This window comes from Aurantiacibacter flavus, assembly GCF_039710615.1.
Lineage (GTDB): Bacteria > Pseudomonadota > Alphaproteobacteria > Sphingomonadales > Sphingomonadaceae > Alteraurantiacibacter > Alteraurantiacibacter flavus.
The window spans coordinates 100,132-115,868 of record NZ_JBDLBR010000001.1 but is presented as its reverse complement, the minus strand read 5'-3'; the positions used below and the strand labels follow the sequence as shown (position 1 = coordinate 115,868).

Here is a 15,737-nt window from a genome sequence, read left to right as displayed (position 1 = left end):
TCAACCTTCCGCCGCGGCGCGCGCCTGCGGCACGCTCACACTCACCGGCTGGCCCTGGCGCAGACCGTCGTCGGGATCGCTCACGACGATCCGCAGCTGGTAGACAAGGTCGGTGCGCAGGTCTTCGGTTTCGACCGACTTGGGCGTGAACTCGGCGCGCGGCGAGATATAGCCGATGGTGCCCTGGTATTCCTTGGAATTGCCATCGGCGCGCACCACCACTTTCATTCCGGGCTGGATCCGCGACAGATCGGGCTCGGCGACATAGGCGCGCACCCGCATAGGCCGGTCGATGGCAATGGTGAAGGCAGTCGTACCAGGCTGCACAAGGCTGCCCGGCTCGATCGCGCGGGTCACGACGGTGCCGTCGACCGGCGCTTCGAGCTTGGTATCGCCAAGATCGGTGTCGATGGCGGCGCGCTGCGCGCGGGCGGCCTCCACCTGCGCTTCGGCGGCGGCGATGTCCTCGCTGCGCGCGCCGGCACTGGCGAGCGAGGCGGCCTGGCTTGCTTCGGCGAGCTGGGCTTCGGCCCGGCGCAGTTCGGCGCGGGTCTGGTCCCAGACATTGCGGCTGACCGCGCCCGATTCCACCAGCGGCTCGCGCCGGGTGTAGGCAGCGCGGGCATTGGCTAGCGCGGCTTCGGCGGCAGCGACACGAGCGCGGGATTGCGCAATGTCCTGCGGGCGATTGCCATTGCGCAGACGGGCGAGCTGGGCTTCGGCCTGCGCGATCTGGGCCTCGGCCTGCGCGAGCCGGTCTCGATTGCGCGCCGGATCGACTGCGGCAAGCAGATCGCCCTCCTTGACCCGGTCGCCTTCCTCGACGGCCACTTCATCGATTCGCCCGCCGACTTCGAAGGCCATGTCGACCTCGCGGATATCGACGTTGCCATAAAGCGTCAGCCCCTTGTCGCCCCCGCGCCACAGGCCGAAGCCTCCGGTGGCAAAGGCGGCAATGGCCAGCACGACAAGCACGGCAACGATGGCAACAGGCAGACGTTTCATCGTGTCTTCTCCGGCAGATTGGTAATAAGGCAGCGGGTGTGTTCGATCAGACGTTCGATCAGCAGCGTGGCGGTGGCAGCATCGATTTCGTCCACCTGCATCACCCGCTTGAGCGTTTCGCGCGCGGTGCGCAGGACTAGTGCCTGCCCCCAGATAAGTATCCCCGTGGCGCGAACCTCTTGCTCGTCCAGATCGGGCCGGGCCCGCCGGATCAAGGCAAGGCCGGTTTCCATCATCGGCTTCATCGCGCCATTGAACAGCCGTTCGAAGGCCTCGGTAGGCGCCTGTTGCTCGCGCGCAATGAAGCTGGCCCATGCCCGGGTGGCCGGATTGAGCATCATATGCCCGAACCCGCCAATCAGATGGCAAATGGCATCGGCTGCCGCATCGGCTTCAAGCACGTGGACATCGCCGAGTTCCATAATTCGCGGCCCGTGCCACTCGGAAATCCTGGCGGCGATATGATCGGCACAGGCAAGGTACAGCCCTTCCTTGCCGCCGAAGTGATAGGTGATCTGCGACATGGCGGTGTCGGCATCGGCGGCAATGGCGCGCGTGGCCGCGCCTTCGAAGCCGCGTCGGCCGAAGTGATCGATGGCAATATCGAGGAGCTTCTCCCGCATGGGACAAAGCAGTTAATTCATTCGAACGAATGAGTCCAGAGACAAGTCAAGGGCGCGGCGGAAGCGACACGGCAAATACAGGGTCAGAAGCGATCCAGTTCCTCGACCGGCCCCGCCCCGACGAAGGGACGAAGCAGCGCGCAGAGCGCATCGTGGCGGTCCTTACCGAAGGCATCGATCACCTCTCTTTCGTATTCCGCGTGGTGCTGCTCAAGCAAATCGAGGAACGCGCGGCCCTCCCCAGTCAACTCCAGCAGCCGCGTCCGGGCATCAGCCTCGCTCACGCGCTTGCCGACAAGGTCTCGCGCGACCAGCCCATCGACCAGCCGGGCAATCGAATTGGGAGCGATGCCCATCGCCCGCCCGACACTGCCGATGCTGCACCCGGGGTTCTCCTCGATCAGCAACAGCACCCCGTAAGATGCTGGCGTGATGTCGATATGTTTGAAATGCTGGTTGAAACAGGAGTTGGCTAAGCGCCAGCCGCCGAGCAGGAGAAACCCGATCGTCGTCTGGAGGCGAGCGAGGCCAAGCTCCTCTCTCTGCGCTGCCACGCTCTCGTCCTGTGCCATGATGTTCCTCCGTCAGAATCCCTCGGCGTTCACGTCTGCCCCTGATATATGTTCTACCTTGTAGAATATTGCGATAACATTCGCTGATGTCCACCGCGCGGGCGGTTGACCGGATATCAGGAACAAGATACTTATTATAGATAAACAATAACCCGGCCGGTAACGACTCCGCAGAGAGCGACTGGCGGACTGATAAATGCCACATGGGAGAATAATAAGCGGCGCTTCGGCACAGCCGCATGCTCCCCAATATCGAAGAATGATCCAATATCAAAGAACGACAAGGCCCCGCATCGCGAAGGCTAAATGGGAGAGAAAGCAATGAAACCAACGGCTTTGGCGGCGCTCGCCGTCCTTACGGTATCCGCTGCGCCGCTATCGGCCCAGTCCGATGTGGCTTGCGACGCGCAATGCCTCGAACAGATCGCGCGCGAATACCGCGCCGCCTACCGCGCACACGATCGCGATGCCGCGCCATTTGCCGAGGAAGTGCGATACACCGAAAACAACGTCGAGATGCCCTTCCCCGATGGCACCTGGGACACGGTGACCGCCGAGCCCGGCCCGCCGGTGGTCCTGAGCGACCCGGAAACAGGCAATGTCGGCATCTACACCACCATCATGCAGGACGAGATCGAAGGCTATCTGGCGATCCGCCTGCACGTGAACGAAGAGCGCGAGATCGACGAGGTGGAGCACGTGATCTCCACCCGGCGCAACCTCTCCAGCCCTCCGACGCCGATTGCCGACATTCGCCAGAACGCCGTCGATCCTGTCATCAACGCACCGACGCCGGTGGCCGAACGCGCATCACGCGATGAGCTGGCCGCCCATGCCAATGGCTATTTCGACACCCTGCAGCTGAACGACGGCGAAATCCGCGGCACCTGCTTCCTCCCCGAAGCGATCCGGCGCGAGAACGGAATGTTATTCACCGACATCAAGGGCGGGTTCGAGAGCGGCCGTTATTTCTTCAACAACCGTGTGCGCCGCGAAGTGGTGCTAATCGACGAGGAGCGGCAAGTGGCGATGGCGCGCGGGTTTATCGACCACAAGGGCGTGCTCAACGAATACCTGCTGACCGACGGCACCGAGGTCCGCGCGACATTCCAGGAGCCGCAAAGCTGGGCCTTCCTCGAAATGTTCAAGGTCAAGGACGGCTGCATCGCTTCGGTGATCGCGACCTTTTATCAGGCTCCGTACTATCAGCGCTCGCCATGGACCGTGGGCCCGGACCGCTGATATTTAAGAGGACATACCAATGAAAAGACGCGACTTTATGGGCACCGCCATCGGCGCCACCGTTGGGGCCGGTCTTTCCGGCAGCGCCAGCGCGCAGGTGCCCGAAGCTTCGGCCTCGCAGCCCTCGGGCGGGCCGCTCAACCCGCTGGCCGCCGAGCTTCCGCCGAGCGGTTTCAACACGCCGCTGCGCTTCGATGCCGAGGTCGACGATTGCCTCGTGGTCGGCACCATACCCGAAGACATGGACGGCGCCTTTTATCGGGTTGGCGGCGAATTCTATTATCCGCCGCTGTTCCCCGACGATGCCCCGCTCAACGCCGATGGCTACATCTCGATGTTCCGCATCAAGGATGGCAAGGCCGCGTTCCGTGGCCGCTGGGTGGAGACCGAGCGGTTCAAGGCCCAGCGCGCGGCCAAGCGCCAGCTCTATGGCTATTATCGCAATCCCTTCACCGACGATCCCTCGGTGCGCGATCCCGAAAATCCCAACCGCCGCACCGTCGCCAACACCGCGCCGCTGGTCCACGGCGGCAAGCTGTTCGCCACCAAGGAGGACGGCCTCCCGCACCTGATCGATCCCAACACGCTGGAAACGGTCGGCCCGTGGGACTTTGATGGCGGCTACAAGAGCCAGACCTTCTCCGCCCACCCCAAGCTCGATCCGGTCTCGGGCGACATGATCGCCTATGGCTACGAGGCCGACGGGCTCGCCAGCGATAGCTTGTGGGTCTATCGCATCGGCGCCGATGGCGCGGTGAAGAGCGAGGTGCGCACCAAGGTGCCCTATGTCAGCGTGATGCATGACATGGCGCTGACGCAAAAGCATATGCTGTTCCCGTTCGGCGGCTATGTCACCTCGATGGAGCGGTTGCGCGAAGGCAAGGTCCACTGGGGCTGGGACCAGAGCAAGGAAAGCTACATCGGCGTGCTTCCGCGCGACGGCGGGCCTGATGACATGCGCTGGTTCAAGGGGCCGCTGCGGTGCATGATGCACACCTTCAACGCGCATGACGAGGGCGACAAGATCGTGCTCTATGCGCCATTCTGGGATGGCAATTTCTTCCCCTTCTTCCCCAATGTCGACGGATCGCCCTTCCGCCCGGAACTGGCCCAGGCCTTCGTGCGCAAGATCACGCTCGACCTGTCCTCGCCCGACGACACATGGACCGAAGAGATCCTGTGGGACACCAGCATCGTCGACCTAGGCAAGGTCGATCCGCGCGTGCTGAGCCTGCCGACGCGCTATCTCTATACCTCGTTTGCCGATCCGAGCCTGCCGTTCGACACCACCCGCGCCGATCCGCCGGGCCGTGGGCCGCCCGTCAACTGCTACGGCCGGTTCGATCTCGCCACCGGCGAGCTGCAGAAGTACTTCGCCGGTGACACTCATGCGTTGCAGGAAGTGACCTTCGTGCCGCGCGAAGGTGGTAGCGAAGGCCAAGGCTACATCGTCGGCGTGGCCAGCAACTTTGCCGAGGACCGCTCGGAAATGATCATCGCCGATGCCGAGAACCTCGCCGCAGGCGACATCGCGCGGATCATCCTGCCCTTCAAGCTCAGCAGTCAGGTCCACGGTGTCTGGGCCTCGGCCAAGGAGCTGCCGCTTACTTGACACGAAAAACAACAAGATAAGACCACAAGAGGAGAGGACTAATGAAGCGCCCCAATATCCTGCTGGCCGCCGGTGCCCTCGCACTGGCAAGCCTTCCGGCCCAGGCCATAGCCCAGTCGCAGCCTAGCTATGCCGAAGATCGCGCCGAGATCGTCAACCTGTCGAACCATTACATGGTCGCGGTCGATGCCGGCGACATCGACACGGTGATAGCGACCTGGGCCGAGGATGGCGTGCTCGACTGGGTCGGCGGCGTCGAGCATGGCCGCGACGAGATCGAGGCCGCGATGAGCCGCTTCGGCGGTGCTGGCATCATGGGCACGCTGCCCGCCGACGCCACCGAGCGCCCGCGCACCCGCCACCAGATCATCAACCACGTGGTCGAAGTAAACGGCGATACCGCTACCAGCTTTGCCTATTGGTTCGCCATGACCAACCGCACGACGCACGGACAGGTTGAACTGCTGTACATGGGCCATTACGAAGACGAACTTCGTCGCGAGAACGGTGAATGGAAATTCACCAAGCGCACGGTCTATAACGAATCGATGCACAACAAGTCGCTGTTCTACCCCGGACTGGGGGAAAGCGACCCGCGGCAGGGACAGTAACGGCGGCGCGGCCCGCGCAGCCGGTGTGAAGGGAAGACGATGCAGAAATGGTTCGGAGCCGCCGCTGCGGCCGTGGCGCTGGTGGGGATGACCGCCGCCTATTCGCAAGGCACGCAGCCCGCAGCGCAGGAATGGGCGGCCCACGGCGGCAGCTCCAACGAACAGTACTATTCGCAGCTCACCCAGATCGACGCGAGCAATGTCGCCGACCTCAAACCTGCCTGGTACTTCGAATACGACACCGTGCGCGGGCAGGAAGGCGAGCCGATCGTCGTCGATGGTGTGCTCTACATCTCGACCGCCTGGTCGAAGGTCTATGCGCTTGATGCCAAGACCGGCGCGGAGCTGTGGAAGTACGACCCCAAGGTGCCGGGAGAGGCGGGGCCGAAGGGCTGCTGCGACGTGGTCAACCGCGGCGTGGCGGTGAGCGACGGGCGCGTCTTCATCACCACCTTCGACGGGCGCATGGTCGCGCTCGACGCCCGCAGCGGCGAAGAGCTGTGGGTGGCCGACACCATCGCCAACCACGCGATGGACTACACCAGCACCGGTGCCCCGCGCGTGTTCAAGGGCAAGGTGATCATCGGCCAGGGCGGCGCGGAAAAGGGCGTGCGCGGCTATGTCACCGCCTATGACGTGGCGACCGGCGAGAAAGCCTGGCGCTTCTACCTCACCCCGCCCCCGCCGGGTGTGGTCGATGGCGAAGTGTCCGACCGGGTGCTGGAGGAAATGGCCCGCCCGACATGGTTCGGCGACCTGTGGCACACCACCGGCGGCGGCGGCGCGCCATGGGATTCCATCGTCTACGACGAGGAACTGGACCAGCTGTTGATCGGCACCGGCAACGGTTCGCCGCACAGCCATTATCTGCGGTCCGACGGGCAAGGCGACAACCTGTTCCTCGCCTCGGTACTGGCGCTCGATCCCGACACCGGGGAATATCGCTGGCATTATCAGCAAACGCCGGGTGACAGCTGGGACTATACCTCGGTCCAGAACATGATCCTGGCCGATCTCACCATCGACGGCGAGCCGCGCAAGGTAATCCTCCACGCGCCGAAGAACGGCTTTTTCTACGTGATCGACCGCGAGAGCGGCCAGCCGATCTCGGCCCGCCCCTATGCCGAGGATATCCGCTGGGCGACGGGGATCGACACCACCTTCTGGCGCCCGATCGAGGTGCCGGGCGCGCGCTATGTCGACCGGCCCTTCCTCAATTCGCCGCATGTCGGCGGGGCGCACAACTGGCAGCCGATGGCCTACAGCCCGCGCACCGGGCTCGTCTATATCCCCACGGTTCGCAACTACTTCACCTATAGCGCCACCAGTGGCCCGCATCAGGGTGAGGTGATCGATCCTTCGGAAATGCCCGAGCCCGATGCCTACCTCCAGGCCTTTGACCCGCTGACCGGGCAGGAAAGCTGGCGGGTGGATGCCAACGGCTGGATTCCCGATTCGGGCGGCAGCGGCGTGCTCGTCACCGCAAGCGACCTGGTATTCCAGGGCCGCGGCGACATCCTTGGCGAGATGCTCGCCATCGACGCGCGAACCGGCGAAGTGCTGTGGCGTCATGACACGCCCAACGCCGTGATGGCCGCGCCGATCACCTACATGGTCGACGGTGAGCAATATGTCGCCGTCTCGACCGGCGGCGGCGGCGGCGGCAACCCGCTGCTCGGCTCGACCAACCCGCCGCGCGAGAAGCAGCCAGGCCGCATGGTCGTGTTCAAGCTGAACGGCACGGCAACGCTGCCTGCACCGCCTCCGCTGGCTGGCCCGGCGACCGACCCGGACGAGGTTTTCGAAGCCGACAAGGTGGCGCTGGGCGCGCAGGTCTATGGCCGCAACTGCGTGTTCTGCCACGGCGTGAACGGACGGCAAAGCAACATCATTACCGATCTGCGCCGCTCGCCGGTCGTGGCCAATGCGCAGGTCTGGCGCGCCGTGGTGCACGATGGCGCGTTCCTGTCACGCGGGATGCCCAAGTTCGATGGGAAGCTGTCGGTCGAGGAAGTGGAAGCGATCCGCCAGTTCATGGGCTCGGAATCGCAAGCGCTTGCCCGCGACCAGCGCGCAGGGATTGCGGAACGCTAAGCGCTTGGGGCGCGGACCGAAGCGTGCTGGCCCGCACCCCAATGCCGCCTCACAGGCATGTTGCGAGCGATGCACTTGTGTTTTCCCTCGCCAGCCAACATAGTGCCCTAAAATAATTAGCTAGCGAAATAGCTATGAGGCGGCCGTATAAGCGGCGTCTGGAGAGGACTGTCCACTTTGATCGAGCCAAAGGCCGATGTCGCGCTTGCCGAACTTCCCGGCTACCTCCTGCGTCGCGCGGCAAGCGTGATGATGACCGAGTTCGCCACAAGGCTGGCCCCGCTCGACCTGCGCATATCGGAACTGACGGTGCTGTTCGTGGCAGGCTCTGACGATCAGTTGACCTCGAGCGACATCGGCCAGGTTGCCGGTATCAAGCGGGCCAATATGCCAAAACTGCTAGATCCGCTCGAACAACAGGGCCTGATCCGGCGTGAACCGCTCGACGGCCGCCGCAGTGCAATCATCCTGACAGACAAGGGCCAGACCCGCCTGAATGAGGCGCGTAAGGTCATCACCGAATTCGAAGCCGATCTGCTGGCAACGGTTCCGGCCCGGCATCGCAACCACTTGGTTCCCGCGCTCGACGCCCTGCGCAACTACGGCAAAGGCTAGGGTCTCTGCCTCGGCGTCCCGCTCGCGAGCCATTCGGCAAGGGCCTCCAACTCGGCATCGGATAGTTCGGTGGGTGTAAATGGTGGCATGGCCCCGATCCCGCGCCGCACGACCAACATGGTGAGCGCCGGCGGCAGATTGTCGCGCTGGCGCAGCTCTGCCTGTCCTTCGGGCACTCTTCTTGCCAGCACCCGCGTGCCCCAGCCGCCCGCTTCGTGACAATAGGCGCAGCGGTCCGCGAAGATGTCTTGCGGGCTACGCACTTCGCGCTCCGACGAATGAACGACCGCAGGCAGAGCCATTGCCACCACGACCACCATGGCGAGAGCCGAGCGCCTCATGGCTGCGCTCCCAGCTGCTTGTCCCAAGTCCCTATGCCCTGCTTGCCGGGAGCGAGAATGCCATTGGGATCGAGCGCGGTCTTGATCCGGTCGTTGAGGCGCGGCAGCGCATGGTCGCCCCATGCGTGCATCGCGGCGGCATCGTCCATAAAGCGCAGGTGCGTGCGATAGAGCCCCACGCCGATGGCCTGCATATCCTCGCACAGCTGGCGAAACAGGGCGCGACAGCGCGCCGTGTCCTCGGCATCGGTGCGGGTGAAATACATGTCGGCGACGAACACCAGCGCGCGGCTCGAAATGCCGAACATGCCGACCCATGGGTCCTTGCCATATTCGAGGAACCGCCGCTCGATTATGTCGTAAACCTGTTCGGCCCGATCGCCCAGCGGTGCGACAATCGGACCAAGATCGCTGTGCCCGCCGGGACTGCCGCCCCAATCAACCGCGCCGAGCGGGGCAAGGCTAACCTCCTGCCGCATCCACGGCTCCTGCGGATCGCCCTGTTGCCAGCGACGCACCTCGATGGTGGCGTCGGGCAGGCCCTCGGCAAAGGCGCGGCGGATCTTGTCGAGCCGCAGATCAAGGCCCGCCGGACTGTCGAACAGGTTGAAGATGACGCTCCACCAGCCATTGCCGCGTTCTTCGAGCAGTTCCTCCATCCGTTCCGGCGGGATCGCCCCCGGCCCATTCCATACCTGCGCGCGCACGCGGCCCCCAGTGATCTGCCGCCAGCCGTTGGCGATGGTGTAAGGCGCGTTGATCGTATCGGTCATGCGCAGGGGCCGCAGGGTGTCGACCAGTGCACGGAAATCGTCCTTGCGCGGCACGCGGATGGAAACGCCCGCCATGCCTTCGGGCTCGGGCATCAGCCACAGGCCCATCTTGGTTACGATGGCGAAGTTCGACTGGGTGAACAGGCCATCGAGCGCGGGGCCGAAGGGCCAGCGATAGGCCTGCCACTCGCGCGTACCCTCCAGCGCGCCAAGGCCTGTACGCACCAGCGTGCCGTCGGCGAGCAACACCTCCATCCCGCAGATCTGTTCGGCATGCTGGCCATAGGGCGTGTAGCCGACGCCGTGTTCCAGCGCGTTGCCGATCACACTGCCCCAGCTGTGCGCGGGGCCGGACATCCACAGCCGCGATCCGCGACGGTCCAGCTCGGCCTTGAAGTCGAAGAAGCTGACGCCCGGCTCGACCACGGCGGTGCCCATCTCCTCGTTGATCTCGAGGATGCGGTTCATCCGCTTGAGGTCAAGGATCACCGATCCGCGCATTTCCGGCGCGGCTGTGCCATAGGCGAAGTTCTTGCCCATCGAGACCGGCCACAACGGCACCTTGAAGCGGTTGGCGATGGCGAGGATCTTCTGGCAGCCCTCCACGTCGGCAGGTGCAAGCGCGGCGGCACTGGCGTGGTCCTGCTGGTCGCCGATGTCGAACGGATCGAGGTAGCTCGCTCGGTCGGCGTCGGAGGTGAAGACCCATTGCGCGCCGATGGCCGCGCGAAATTCGTCGAGCGCCTCGTCGAAGCTCTCCTGCGTCAGTCCGGGGGGAAGCACGGGCATGGAACTTGATCCTCGCAGGCGATCAACAGAACTCGGGGTGCCAGGCGGGCACGGCGGAGCGGGCGCCACGGCGCGGCATGGCGGCAGGCGTGGCGCCGCTGGCGAAGTATCGCAGACCCCACACGTCGCCGACAGCAGGCTCTCCCGGCATGGTGGTCCAGGCCGCTGCCGGCACGCTCTTCAGCACGGCGAGCGTGGGAAGACCGGCCAAGGCGGTCAGGAACAGGCGGCGGTTCACGCTCATGCGATGGCCCAATGGCGCAGATCGGCGCCACCAGCCCCCGGCATTGGCACGTCATGCAGCAGGCGAGTGCGCCCGTGCCCACGCGCGAACGTCTCGCAAATGAAGCGGTCGGACCAGAGCGTGGCGCCTGCTATCGCTCCACCGCTGGCGAGCAGTGACGGAATTTGCCCTTGCCAGGCGAGGCCGAGGTCGTGCTCGCGCGGATCGAGGATGGCGATGCCCTGCCCCGCCCATTCCTCCGCCAGTTGCAGCGATGTGGCAAAACGCCGATCGTAGATAAGTAGCGCGGGCTTCGCGCCCTGCGCACGTAGGGCAGCAGGCATCCCCCCCAGCGCGACGAGAGCCATGCCACCTTTCATGAGCGTGCGGCGGTCGCTGCGAATCATGGGCGTTTATCCAGATAGGCGGCAATCGCCGCAAGCTCGGCGTCGCTGAGCTCGGCCTCGCGGATTTGTGGCATCGAGCCGAGCCCCCGGCGAACCACCATCGTGGTAAGCGCGGCGGGCAGCATGGTGCGCTTTTCCAGTTCTGCCTGCCCCTCGGGCACCCGGCGCGACAACACCCGCGTGCCGAAGCCGCCTTCGAGGTGGCACCCACCGCACCTCTCGCGGAACAATTCCTGCCCCTGCGGCGTCGTGGCCGGTTCGGCCGCATGGGCCAGCGACAGCGCCCCAACCAGCGCCAGCACCGGAAGCGACCGGATCGCCAGCGCGCTCATGCCTGCGCCTCGCGATAGCGGCGCGGCCAGATCCCCATCTTGCCCGGCGCGAGAATGCCGTGCGGATCGACCGCGTCCTTCACCGTCTCGTTCCAGCGCCGCAGCGCGCCGTTGTTGTAATCATAGCTGCGAGCGATCTGATCGTAATAGAGCGTGTGGGTGCGATATTCGCCCCAGCCGCGCGCGGCGGCCACGTCGATCAGGTCGCTGAACAGCCGGTTCGCCCGCGCCATCGTCTCCTCGTCATTGCGGTTGAACACGATCATCGAGATGTGGTTGAGATAGCGCTGCCCGGCGGTGAAGCCGCCGTAGTAGTCGAACCCCGCCTCCTCATACATGGCGCGGATCGTGGTGTACTGCTCCCATGCCTCGGCCCCGGTGAAGGGCGAGACCGGCGAGAAGGTCAGGTGCCCGCCCGGCCCGCCGAGCCAGTCGACCACGCCCAACGCGCCCAGCGTCGGCGTGGGCGAGCCGGAGCCTTTGAGCGGCTCGCCGCGATGCCATTCGGAGACATCGAATTCGTAAGGCAGATGGGCAAAGGCCCGCTTCACCTTCTCGGCATTGATCGTGTTCACCGCCTTGTCGCCGAACAGGCGGATCGAAAAGTTCCAGTGCCCCACCCCGCTCTTCAGACGCGCCTGTTCGAGCACGTCGGCCGGGATCGGCCCTTCGCCCTGATAGTATTCGCTGCGCGGCGCTCGCACGGCGAGGTTGCGGATGATATTGCCGAAGCTCGGGTTCGCCTGCACCGTTCCATCGAGCTTCAGCGGCCGTAGCGCCTCGACGCCCAGCGGCAGGTCTTCGGGCCGATCAAACGCCATGGCAAGGTTCAGCGTATGCTCGGGCTCTGGCATCAGCCACAGGCCCATCTTGGTCGCCACGCCGAAGTTCGACTGCATCAGGGCCGCATCCCAAGAAGGGCCGAAGCCATAGGGAAACAGCTGCCAGGTTTTTGCACCGTCGAGCGCGCCCATCCCCGTGCGCAGCAGCTCGCCGGTGCCGGTGACGATCTCCAGCCCGCACACTTTGGAGGCATGCTCGCCATAGGGCGTGTAGCCCACCCCGCGTTCTAGCGCATTGCCCAGCACGCTGCCCCAGGTGTGCGCCGGGGCCGACATCCACAGCGGAATATTGTTGTCGACCAGATGGTTGTAGAGATCGTCGAACCCCACGCCGGGCTCCACCACCGCATAACCCATCTCGACATTGACCTCGAGAATGCGGTTCATCCGCACCAGATCGAGCATCACCACGTCGCTGAGATGCGGTGCCGCGCCACCATAGCCGAAGTTCTTGCCGCGGCTGGTGGGCCACAGCGCCACGCCCAGCTCGCCCGCCACGCGCACGATGGCCTGCACCTCTTCCACCGAAGTCGGGGCAACCGCACCGCGCGGCGCGTAGGACATCGGATCGCGCGGAGCCATCGCATCCTTGTAACCATGGCGCGCTTCCTCCTCGCGCCACACATATTGCGCGCCGACAATGGCCTCGAACCGGGTGAGCGCCTGTTCGAGCCGCGCTGGATCAAGCATGATCATGCGCCGCGGCTCCATGCCGGAACCCAGTTGCCATGAACCTGCTGCGGCGCACGGAAAGGCAAGCGCACCCGCGCGACCGGCCCGGCGGCAAGGTTGGCGGTATCGCCGATCAGCAGTTCGCTCTTCATCGTCTCGTAGTTGGTGCCGAGCGCCATCACCCAGCCATCGGCCTCGGGCGCATCGGGGCTGCGCGGGGCGAAGGCGATCTCCTGCAGGCCGAACTCGGGCCCGGCAAACATGGCCTCCACCTCGCCTGTCGCGAAGTCGAACCGGCCAAGCGAATTGGTCGGGCGGCGGCTGCCCATGTCGCCCGAAAAGGGCTTGGTTTCGTCGGAGAACGACAGCAGGCCATGCCGGAAGCGATGGCCCATGAAGCGTTCGTCGATCCGGCTCAAGGCGCCGGGCTTGTCTTGCCACATGCGTTCCTCGCGCCAGCCCCCGCCGCTGGCATTCATATCGATCACGTAGCGCCGGATCGTGGTGCGTGCGCCCGCCGGATCGAACGGCTTGCCATGGACATCGGGGAAGAAAGGAAAGGGGTTCCCGTCGGACACCGCCGCATCGAGCGTAATCACTCCGCCTTCGTCGCTGGCGGCGAAGGTGTGCACCATGGCCATGGCCGGACCATCGAACCAGCGGATGTCAGAAGCGTCGCCATGGCGCGGCAGCACGCCGATATGGCTCGGCAGCGTGGTGTCCCAGCCCCAGTGGACCTTACCCTCGCGCAAGCGCTCCATGCTGGAAACCATGCCGTAAACCGGAATGAGAATGTAGTTCTGCGAGATGGCTATATCGTGCACCATCGAAAGGTAAGGGGCCGAGAGCTTGCGCTCGCTCGTCACCTTGCCACCCGCATCGATGGTATAAATCCAGATGGCATTGGTCGCGAGCCCCTCGGCCTCGTAGCCGAAAGTGATCATTTCCCCGGTGCGGCCATCGACCTTTGGATGGGCGGAAAAGGTCGGCGCCTTGTAATCGCCGCCGAAATCGAAAAAGCCCTTTGTCTCCAGCGTGTCGGGGTCGATCTCCATCGGCGGCGCATCTTCCTTCAGCGCCAGCAAGCGGCCCGCAAAGAAGATCACATTGGTGTTCGAAACCGTATCCGCCTTGTTATACTGTCCCTGCATCGGTGGTTCGTGCGTGAACGGGTTGCGATAGTAGCCGAACAGCTGCCGCCGCGCCGCCTTGTTGGCGAGATAGCGCGGTGTCTCGATAAAGCGCGCAGCATAGTCGCACGAGCCATCGCCTATGCGGAAGGCGGTGATCATGCCATCGGCGGCGAAGGGCGAATCGTCGGGGTATCTGGGCGGATAGAACCACTCCGCGCAGGCCCGGTAGAAGGTGCCGTTCAGAGCAGCCGGGATTTCTCCAATAACTTCGCAATCATAGAGGCTGGCGTCGTAGCGCGCAGGCTCGAAGTCGCCCTGCAAGGCCGGATGGTCAGCATAGGATAAAGTCATGGTATCGCTTGCGGGCACCCCGCCCCTCTCTCCCAAAAAAGGCCAGCGTTCTGTCGCCGACTTCAGGGGAGTATTTATTTTGGATAATTATTTTTGTAAAGCATATTACCCTCTACACCGCCTGAGGGTCGCATGAGAATGGAGCTTCCGATGGAATTCGGACCGACACGCGAACACCTGGCCTTTCAGGTGCACCTGACCTGGCGCACGGCTCGAAAGGCCCTGCTCTCCGAGATGGACAAGGGCGAGGAGCACGTCTCGCCCGGATCTTATTCTATTCCGATACTGATCGGCCTCAACCCAGGCATCTCGCCGATGCAGCTGGCCAGCGCGCTTAGCCTCGATGCTTCCAAAGTTGCGCTGCTTCTGCGCGATCTTGTCGACAAGGAGTTGGTCGAGCGCACCCGGTCGGCAAGTGATGGCCGGGTGGTCGAGCTGCGCCTGACAGCGGCGGGCGAGGACTTTGCAAGGAATGCGAGCGCGGCGAGCGAAAAGCTGGAGACGCCGTTCGAAGGTATCCTCTCGCCCGATGAGAAGGAAACGCTGATCAGCCTGCTTGAGAAGTTGCGCGACGGCCTCGTCTGATCCGTCATCCAGCGCGCGGTGGTGGATGGACAGCGCGCTACGCGGGCCTATGCTCCGGTCCGAAAGCCGCGCCAATGCGGCACCAACCAATAGGGGAGAGCAGCTTGGATCTGGGAATCAGGGGGCGCAAGGCCATCGTCAACGGAGGCAGCGCCGGCATGGGACGCAGCGCGGCGCTATCGCTTGCGCGCGAAGGGGTGGAGTGCTTCGTCTCCGCCCGCACCGAGGATCGGTTGGTAAAGGCCTGCGAAGAGATTGCGGCCGAAACGGGCAGCAAGGTTCATCCGATCTGTGCCGATCACAGCACTGAGGCGGGCCGCGAGAAAATCCTCGCCGCCTGCCCCGAGCCAGACATTCTCGTGGGCACCTGCTCGCCTCCGCCGATGACGCCCGACTATCGCGCGATCACCGAAGAGGACTGGCGCGACGCGATCGACATCTCGCTGCTCTCGCCGGTCGCCTTCATGCGCGCAACGGTCGACGGCATGGCGCAGCGCGGCTGGGGCCGGGTGGTGAACATCGCCACGGTCGCCGCCAAGTATCCAGGCGAGATCCGCGCACTGTCGGGCAGCACCCGCGCCGCGCTTGCCAACTATTGCGTGGCCGTCTCGAAGGTGGTGGCCAAGCACAATGTGATCATCAACAACCTGCTGCCGGGGATGCACCACAGTGCCTTCGTGGAAAAACAGTTCACCGAGCGCGCGGCGGCCAAGGGCATCACCTATGAGGAGGAGGTGGCCGAGTTTTCGCGCGAGTGGCGGATCGCCGCCGAACGCTTCGGCGACTGCGACGACGTGGGCGACATGGTGGCGGTGTTCTGCAGCCAGCAGGCCAATTACATCACCGGGCAAAGCCTCGTGATCGACGGCGGCGCGACGACTTCGGTGTTCTAGGAAGGAACTCCGTTCGTCCTGA

General features: G+C 64.5%; 17 protein-coding genes. 7 read left to right on the top strand and 10 right to left on the bottom strand.

The features are described from left to right. The 3 genes from ABDJ38_RS00485 to ABDJ38_RS00475 form a co-directional block, all read right to left on the bottom strand. On the bottom strand, positions 1-1,005 hold the full coding sequence (locus ABDJ38_RS00485) for an HlyD family secretion protein (protein WP_346783110.1): 1,005 nt from the start codon (positions 1,003-1,005) through the stop codon (positions 1-3). Beyond that, positions 1,002-1,628: a CerR family C-terminal domain-containing protein gene (locus ABDJ38_RS00480; RefSeq protein WP_346783109.1), complete on the bottom strand. Its 627-nt coding sequence runs from the start codon at positions 1,626-1,628 to the stop codon at positions 1,002-1,004. The genes ABDJ38_RS00485 and ABDJ38_RS00480 overlap by 4 nt, the downstream gene beginning before the upstream one ends. 83 nt (positions 1,629-1,711) lie before the next feature. Beyond that, on the bottom strand, positions 1,712-2,200 hold the full coding sequence (locus tag ABDJ38_RS00475) for a MarR family winged helix-turn-helix transcriptional regulator (RefSeq protein WP_346783108.1): 489 nt from the start codon (positions 2,198-2,200) through the stop codon (positions 1,712-1,714). Between the two features lie 321 nt (positions 2,201-2,521). On the opposite strand from ABDJ38_RS00475, the gene ABDJ38_RS00470 reads away from it, so the two are divergent. From ABDJ38_RS00470 to ABDJ38_RS00450, 5 genes are all read left to right on the top strand, one after another. Then, the gene (locus tag ABDJ38_RS00470; protein WP_346783107.1) at positions 2,522-3,442 is read left to right on the top strand and encodes a DUF8021 domain-containing protein; all 921 of its coding nucleotides are present in this window, start codon (positions 2,522-2,524) and stop codon (positions 3,440-3,442) included. A 19-nt stretch (positions 3,443-3,461) separates the two neighbouring features. Further along, the gene (locus ABDJ38_RS00465; protein ID WP_346783106.1) at positions 3,462-5,054 is read left to right on the top strand and encodes a carotenoid oxygenase family protein; all 1,593 of its coding nucleotides are present in this window, start codon (positions 3,462-3,464) and stop codon (positions 5,052-5,054) included. A 41-nt stretch (positions 5,055-5,095) separates the two neighbouring features. After that, the gene (locus ABDJ38_RS00460; protein WP_346783105.1) at positions 5,096-5,665 is read left to right on the top strand and encodes a nuclear transport factor 2 family protein; all 570 of its coding nucleotides are present in this window, start codon (positions 5,096-5,098) and stop codon (positions 5,663-5,665) included. Between the two features lie 39 nt (positions 5,666-5,704). Further along, positions 5,705-7,759, top strand: coding sequence for a PQQ-dependent dehydrogenase, methanol/ethanol family (locus ABDJ38_RS00455; RefSeq protein WP_346783104.1), 2,055 nt, complete (start codon positions 5,705-5,707; stop codon positions 7,757-7,759). A gap of 177 nt (positions 7,760-7,936) precedes the next feature. Further along, positions 7,937-8,374 (top strand): MarR family winged helix-turn-helix transcriptional regulator, encoded by a 438-nt coding sequence (locus ABDJ38_RS00450; RefSeq protein WP_346783103.1) that lies wholly within the window; start codon positions 7,937-7,939, stop codon positions 8,372-8,374. Here the strand turns inward: ABDJ38_RS00450 and ABDJ38_RS00445 are convergent. The 7 genes from ABDJ38_RS00445 to ABDJ38_RS00415 are packed head-to-tail and all read right to left on the bottom strand — an operon-like array spanning position 8,371 to position 14,237. Then, positions 8,371-8,715, bottom strand: coding sequence for a c-type cytochrome (locus ABDJ38_RS00445; RefSeq protein ID WP_346783102.1), 345 nt, complete (start codon positions 8,713-8,715; stop codon positions 8,371-8,373). The two genes, ABDJ38_RS00450 and ABDJ38_RS00445, sit on opposite strands and share 4 nt — an antisense overlap. Beyond that, entirely contained in the window at positions 8,712-10,277 is a 1,566-nt protein-coding gene (locus ABDJ38_RS00440) for an FAD-binding oxidoreductase (protein WP_346783101.1), read from the bottom strand. The genes ABDJ38_RS00445 and ABDJ38_RS00440 overlap by 4 nt, the downstream gene beginning before the upstream one ends. Before the next feature lie 22 nt (positions 10,278-10,299). Further along, entirely contained in the window at positions 10,300-10,521 is a 222-nt protein-coding gene (locus tag ABDJ38_RS00435) for a hypothetical protein (protein ID WP_346783100.1), read from the bottom strand. Further along, positions 10,518-10,907 carry a hypothetical protein gene (locus ABDJ38_RS00430; RefSeq protein WP_346783099.1) on the bottom strand — a complete coding sequence of 130 codons (390 nt, stop codon included), beginning with the start codon at positions 10,905-10,907 and terminating at the stop codon, positions 10,518-10,520. Before ABDJ38_RS00430 ends, ABDJ38_RS00435 begins: the two co-directional genes overlap by 4 nt. Continuing rightward, the gene (locus tag ABDJ38_RS00425) at positions 10,904-11,239 is read right to left on the bottom strand and encodes a c-type cytochrome (protein ID WP_346783098.1); all 336 of its coding nucleotides are present in this window, start codon (positions 11,237-11,239) and stop codon (positions 10,904-10,906) included. Before ABDJ38_RS00425 ends, ABDJ38_RS00430 begins: the two co-directional genes overlap by 4 nt. After that, positions 11,236-12,777 carry an FAD-binding oxidoreductase gene (locus ABDJ38_RS00420; RefSeq protein ID WP_346783097.1) on the bottom strand — a complete coding sequence of 514 codons (1,542 nt, stop codon included), beginning with the start codon at positions 12,775-12,777 and terminating at the stop codon, positions 11,236-11,238. The genes ABDJ38_RS00425 and ABDJ38_RS00420 overlap by 4 nt, the downstream gene beginning before the upstream one ends. After that, complete coding sequence (locus tag ABDJ38_RS00415) at positions 12,774-14,237, bottom strand: carotenoid oxygenase family protein (RefSeq protein ID WP_346783096.1); 1,464 nt, start codon at positions 14,235-14,237, stop codon at positions 12,774-12,776. The genes ABDJ38_RS00420 and ABDJ38_RS00415 overlap by 4 nt, the downstream gene beginning before the upstream one ends. Before the next feature lie 150 nt (positions 14,238-14,387). On the opposite strand from ABDJ38_RS00415, the gene ABDJ38_RS00410 reads away from it, so the two are divergent. Beyond that, positions 14,388-14,822 carry a MarR family winged helix-turn-helix transcriptional regulator gene (locus ABDJ38_RS00410; RefSeq protein ID WP_346783095.1) on the top strand — a complete coding sequence of 145 codons (435 nt, stop codon included), beginning with the start codon at positions 14,388-14,390 and terminating at the stop codon, positions 14,820-14,822. A gap of 104 nt (positions 14,823-14,926) precedes the next feature. After that, the gene (locus ABDJ38_RS00405; protein ID WP_346783094.1) at positions 14,927-15,715 is read left to right on the top strand and encodes an SDR family oxidoreductase; all 789 of its coding nucleotides are present in this window, start codon (positions 14,927-14,929) and stop codon (positions 15,713-15,715) included. Positions 15,716-15,737: the final 22 nt, after the last annotated feature.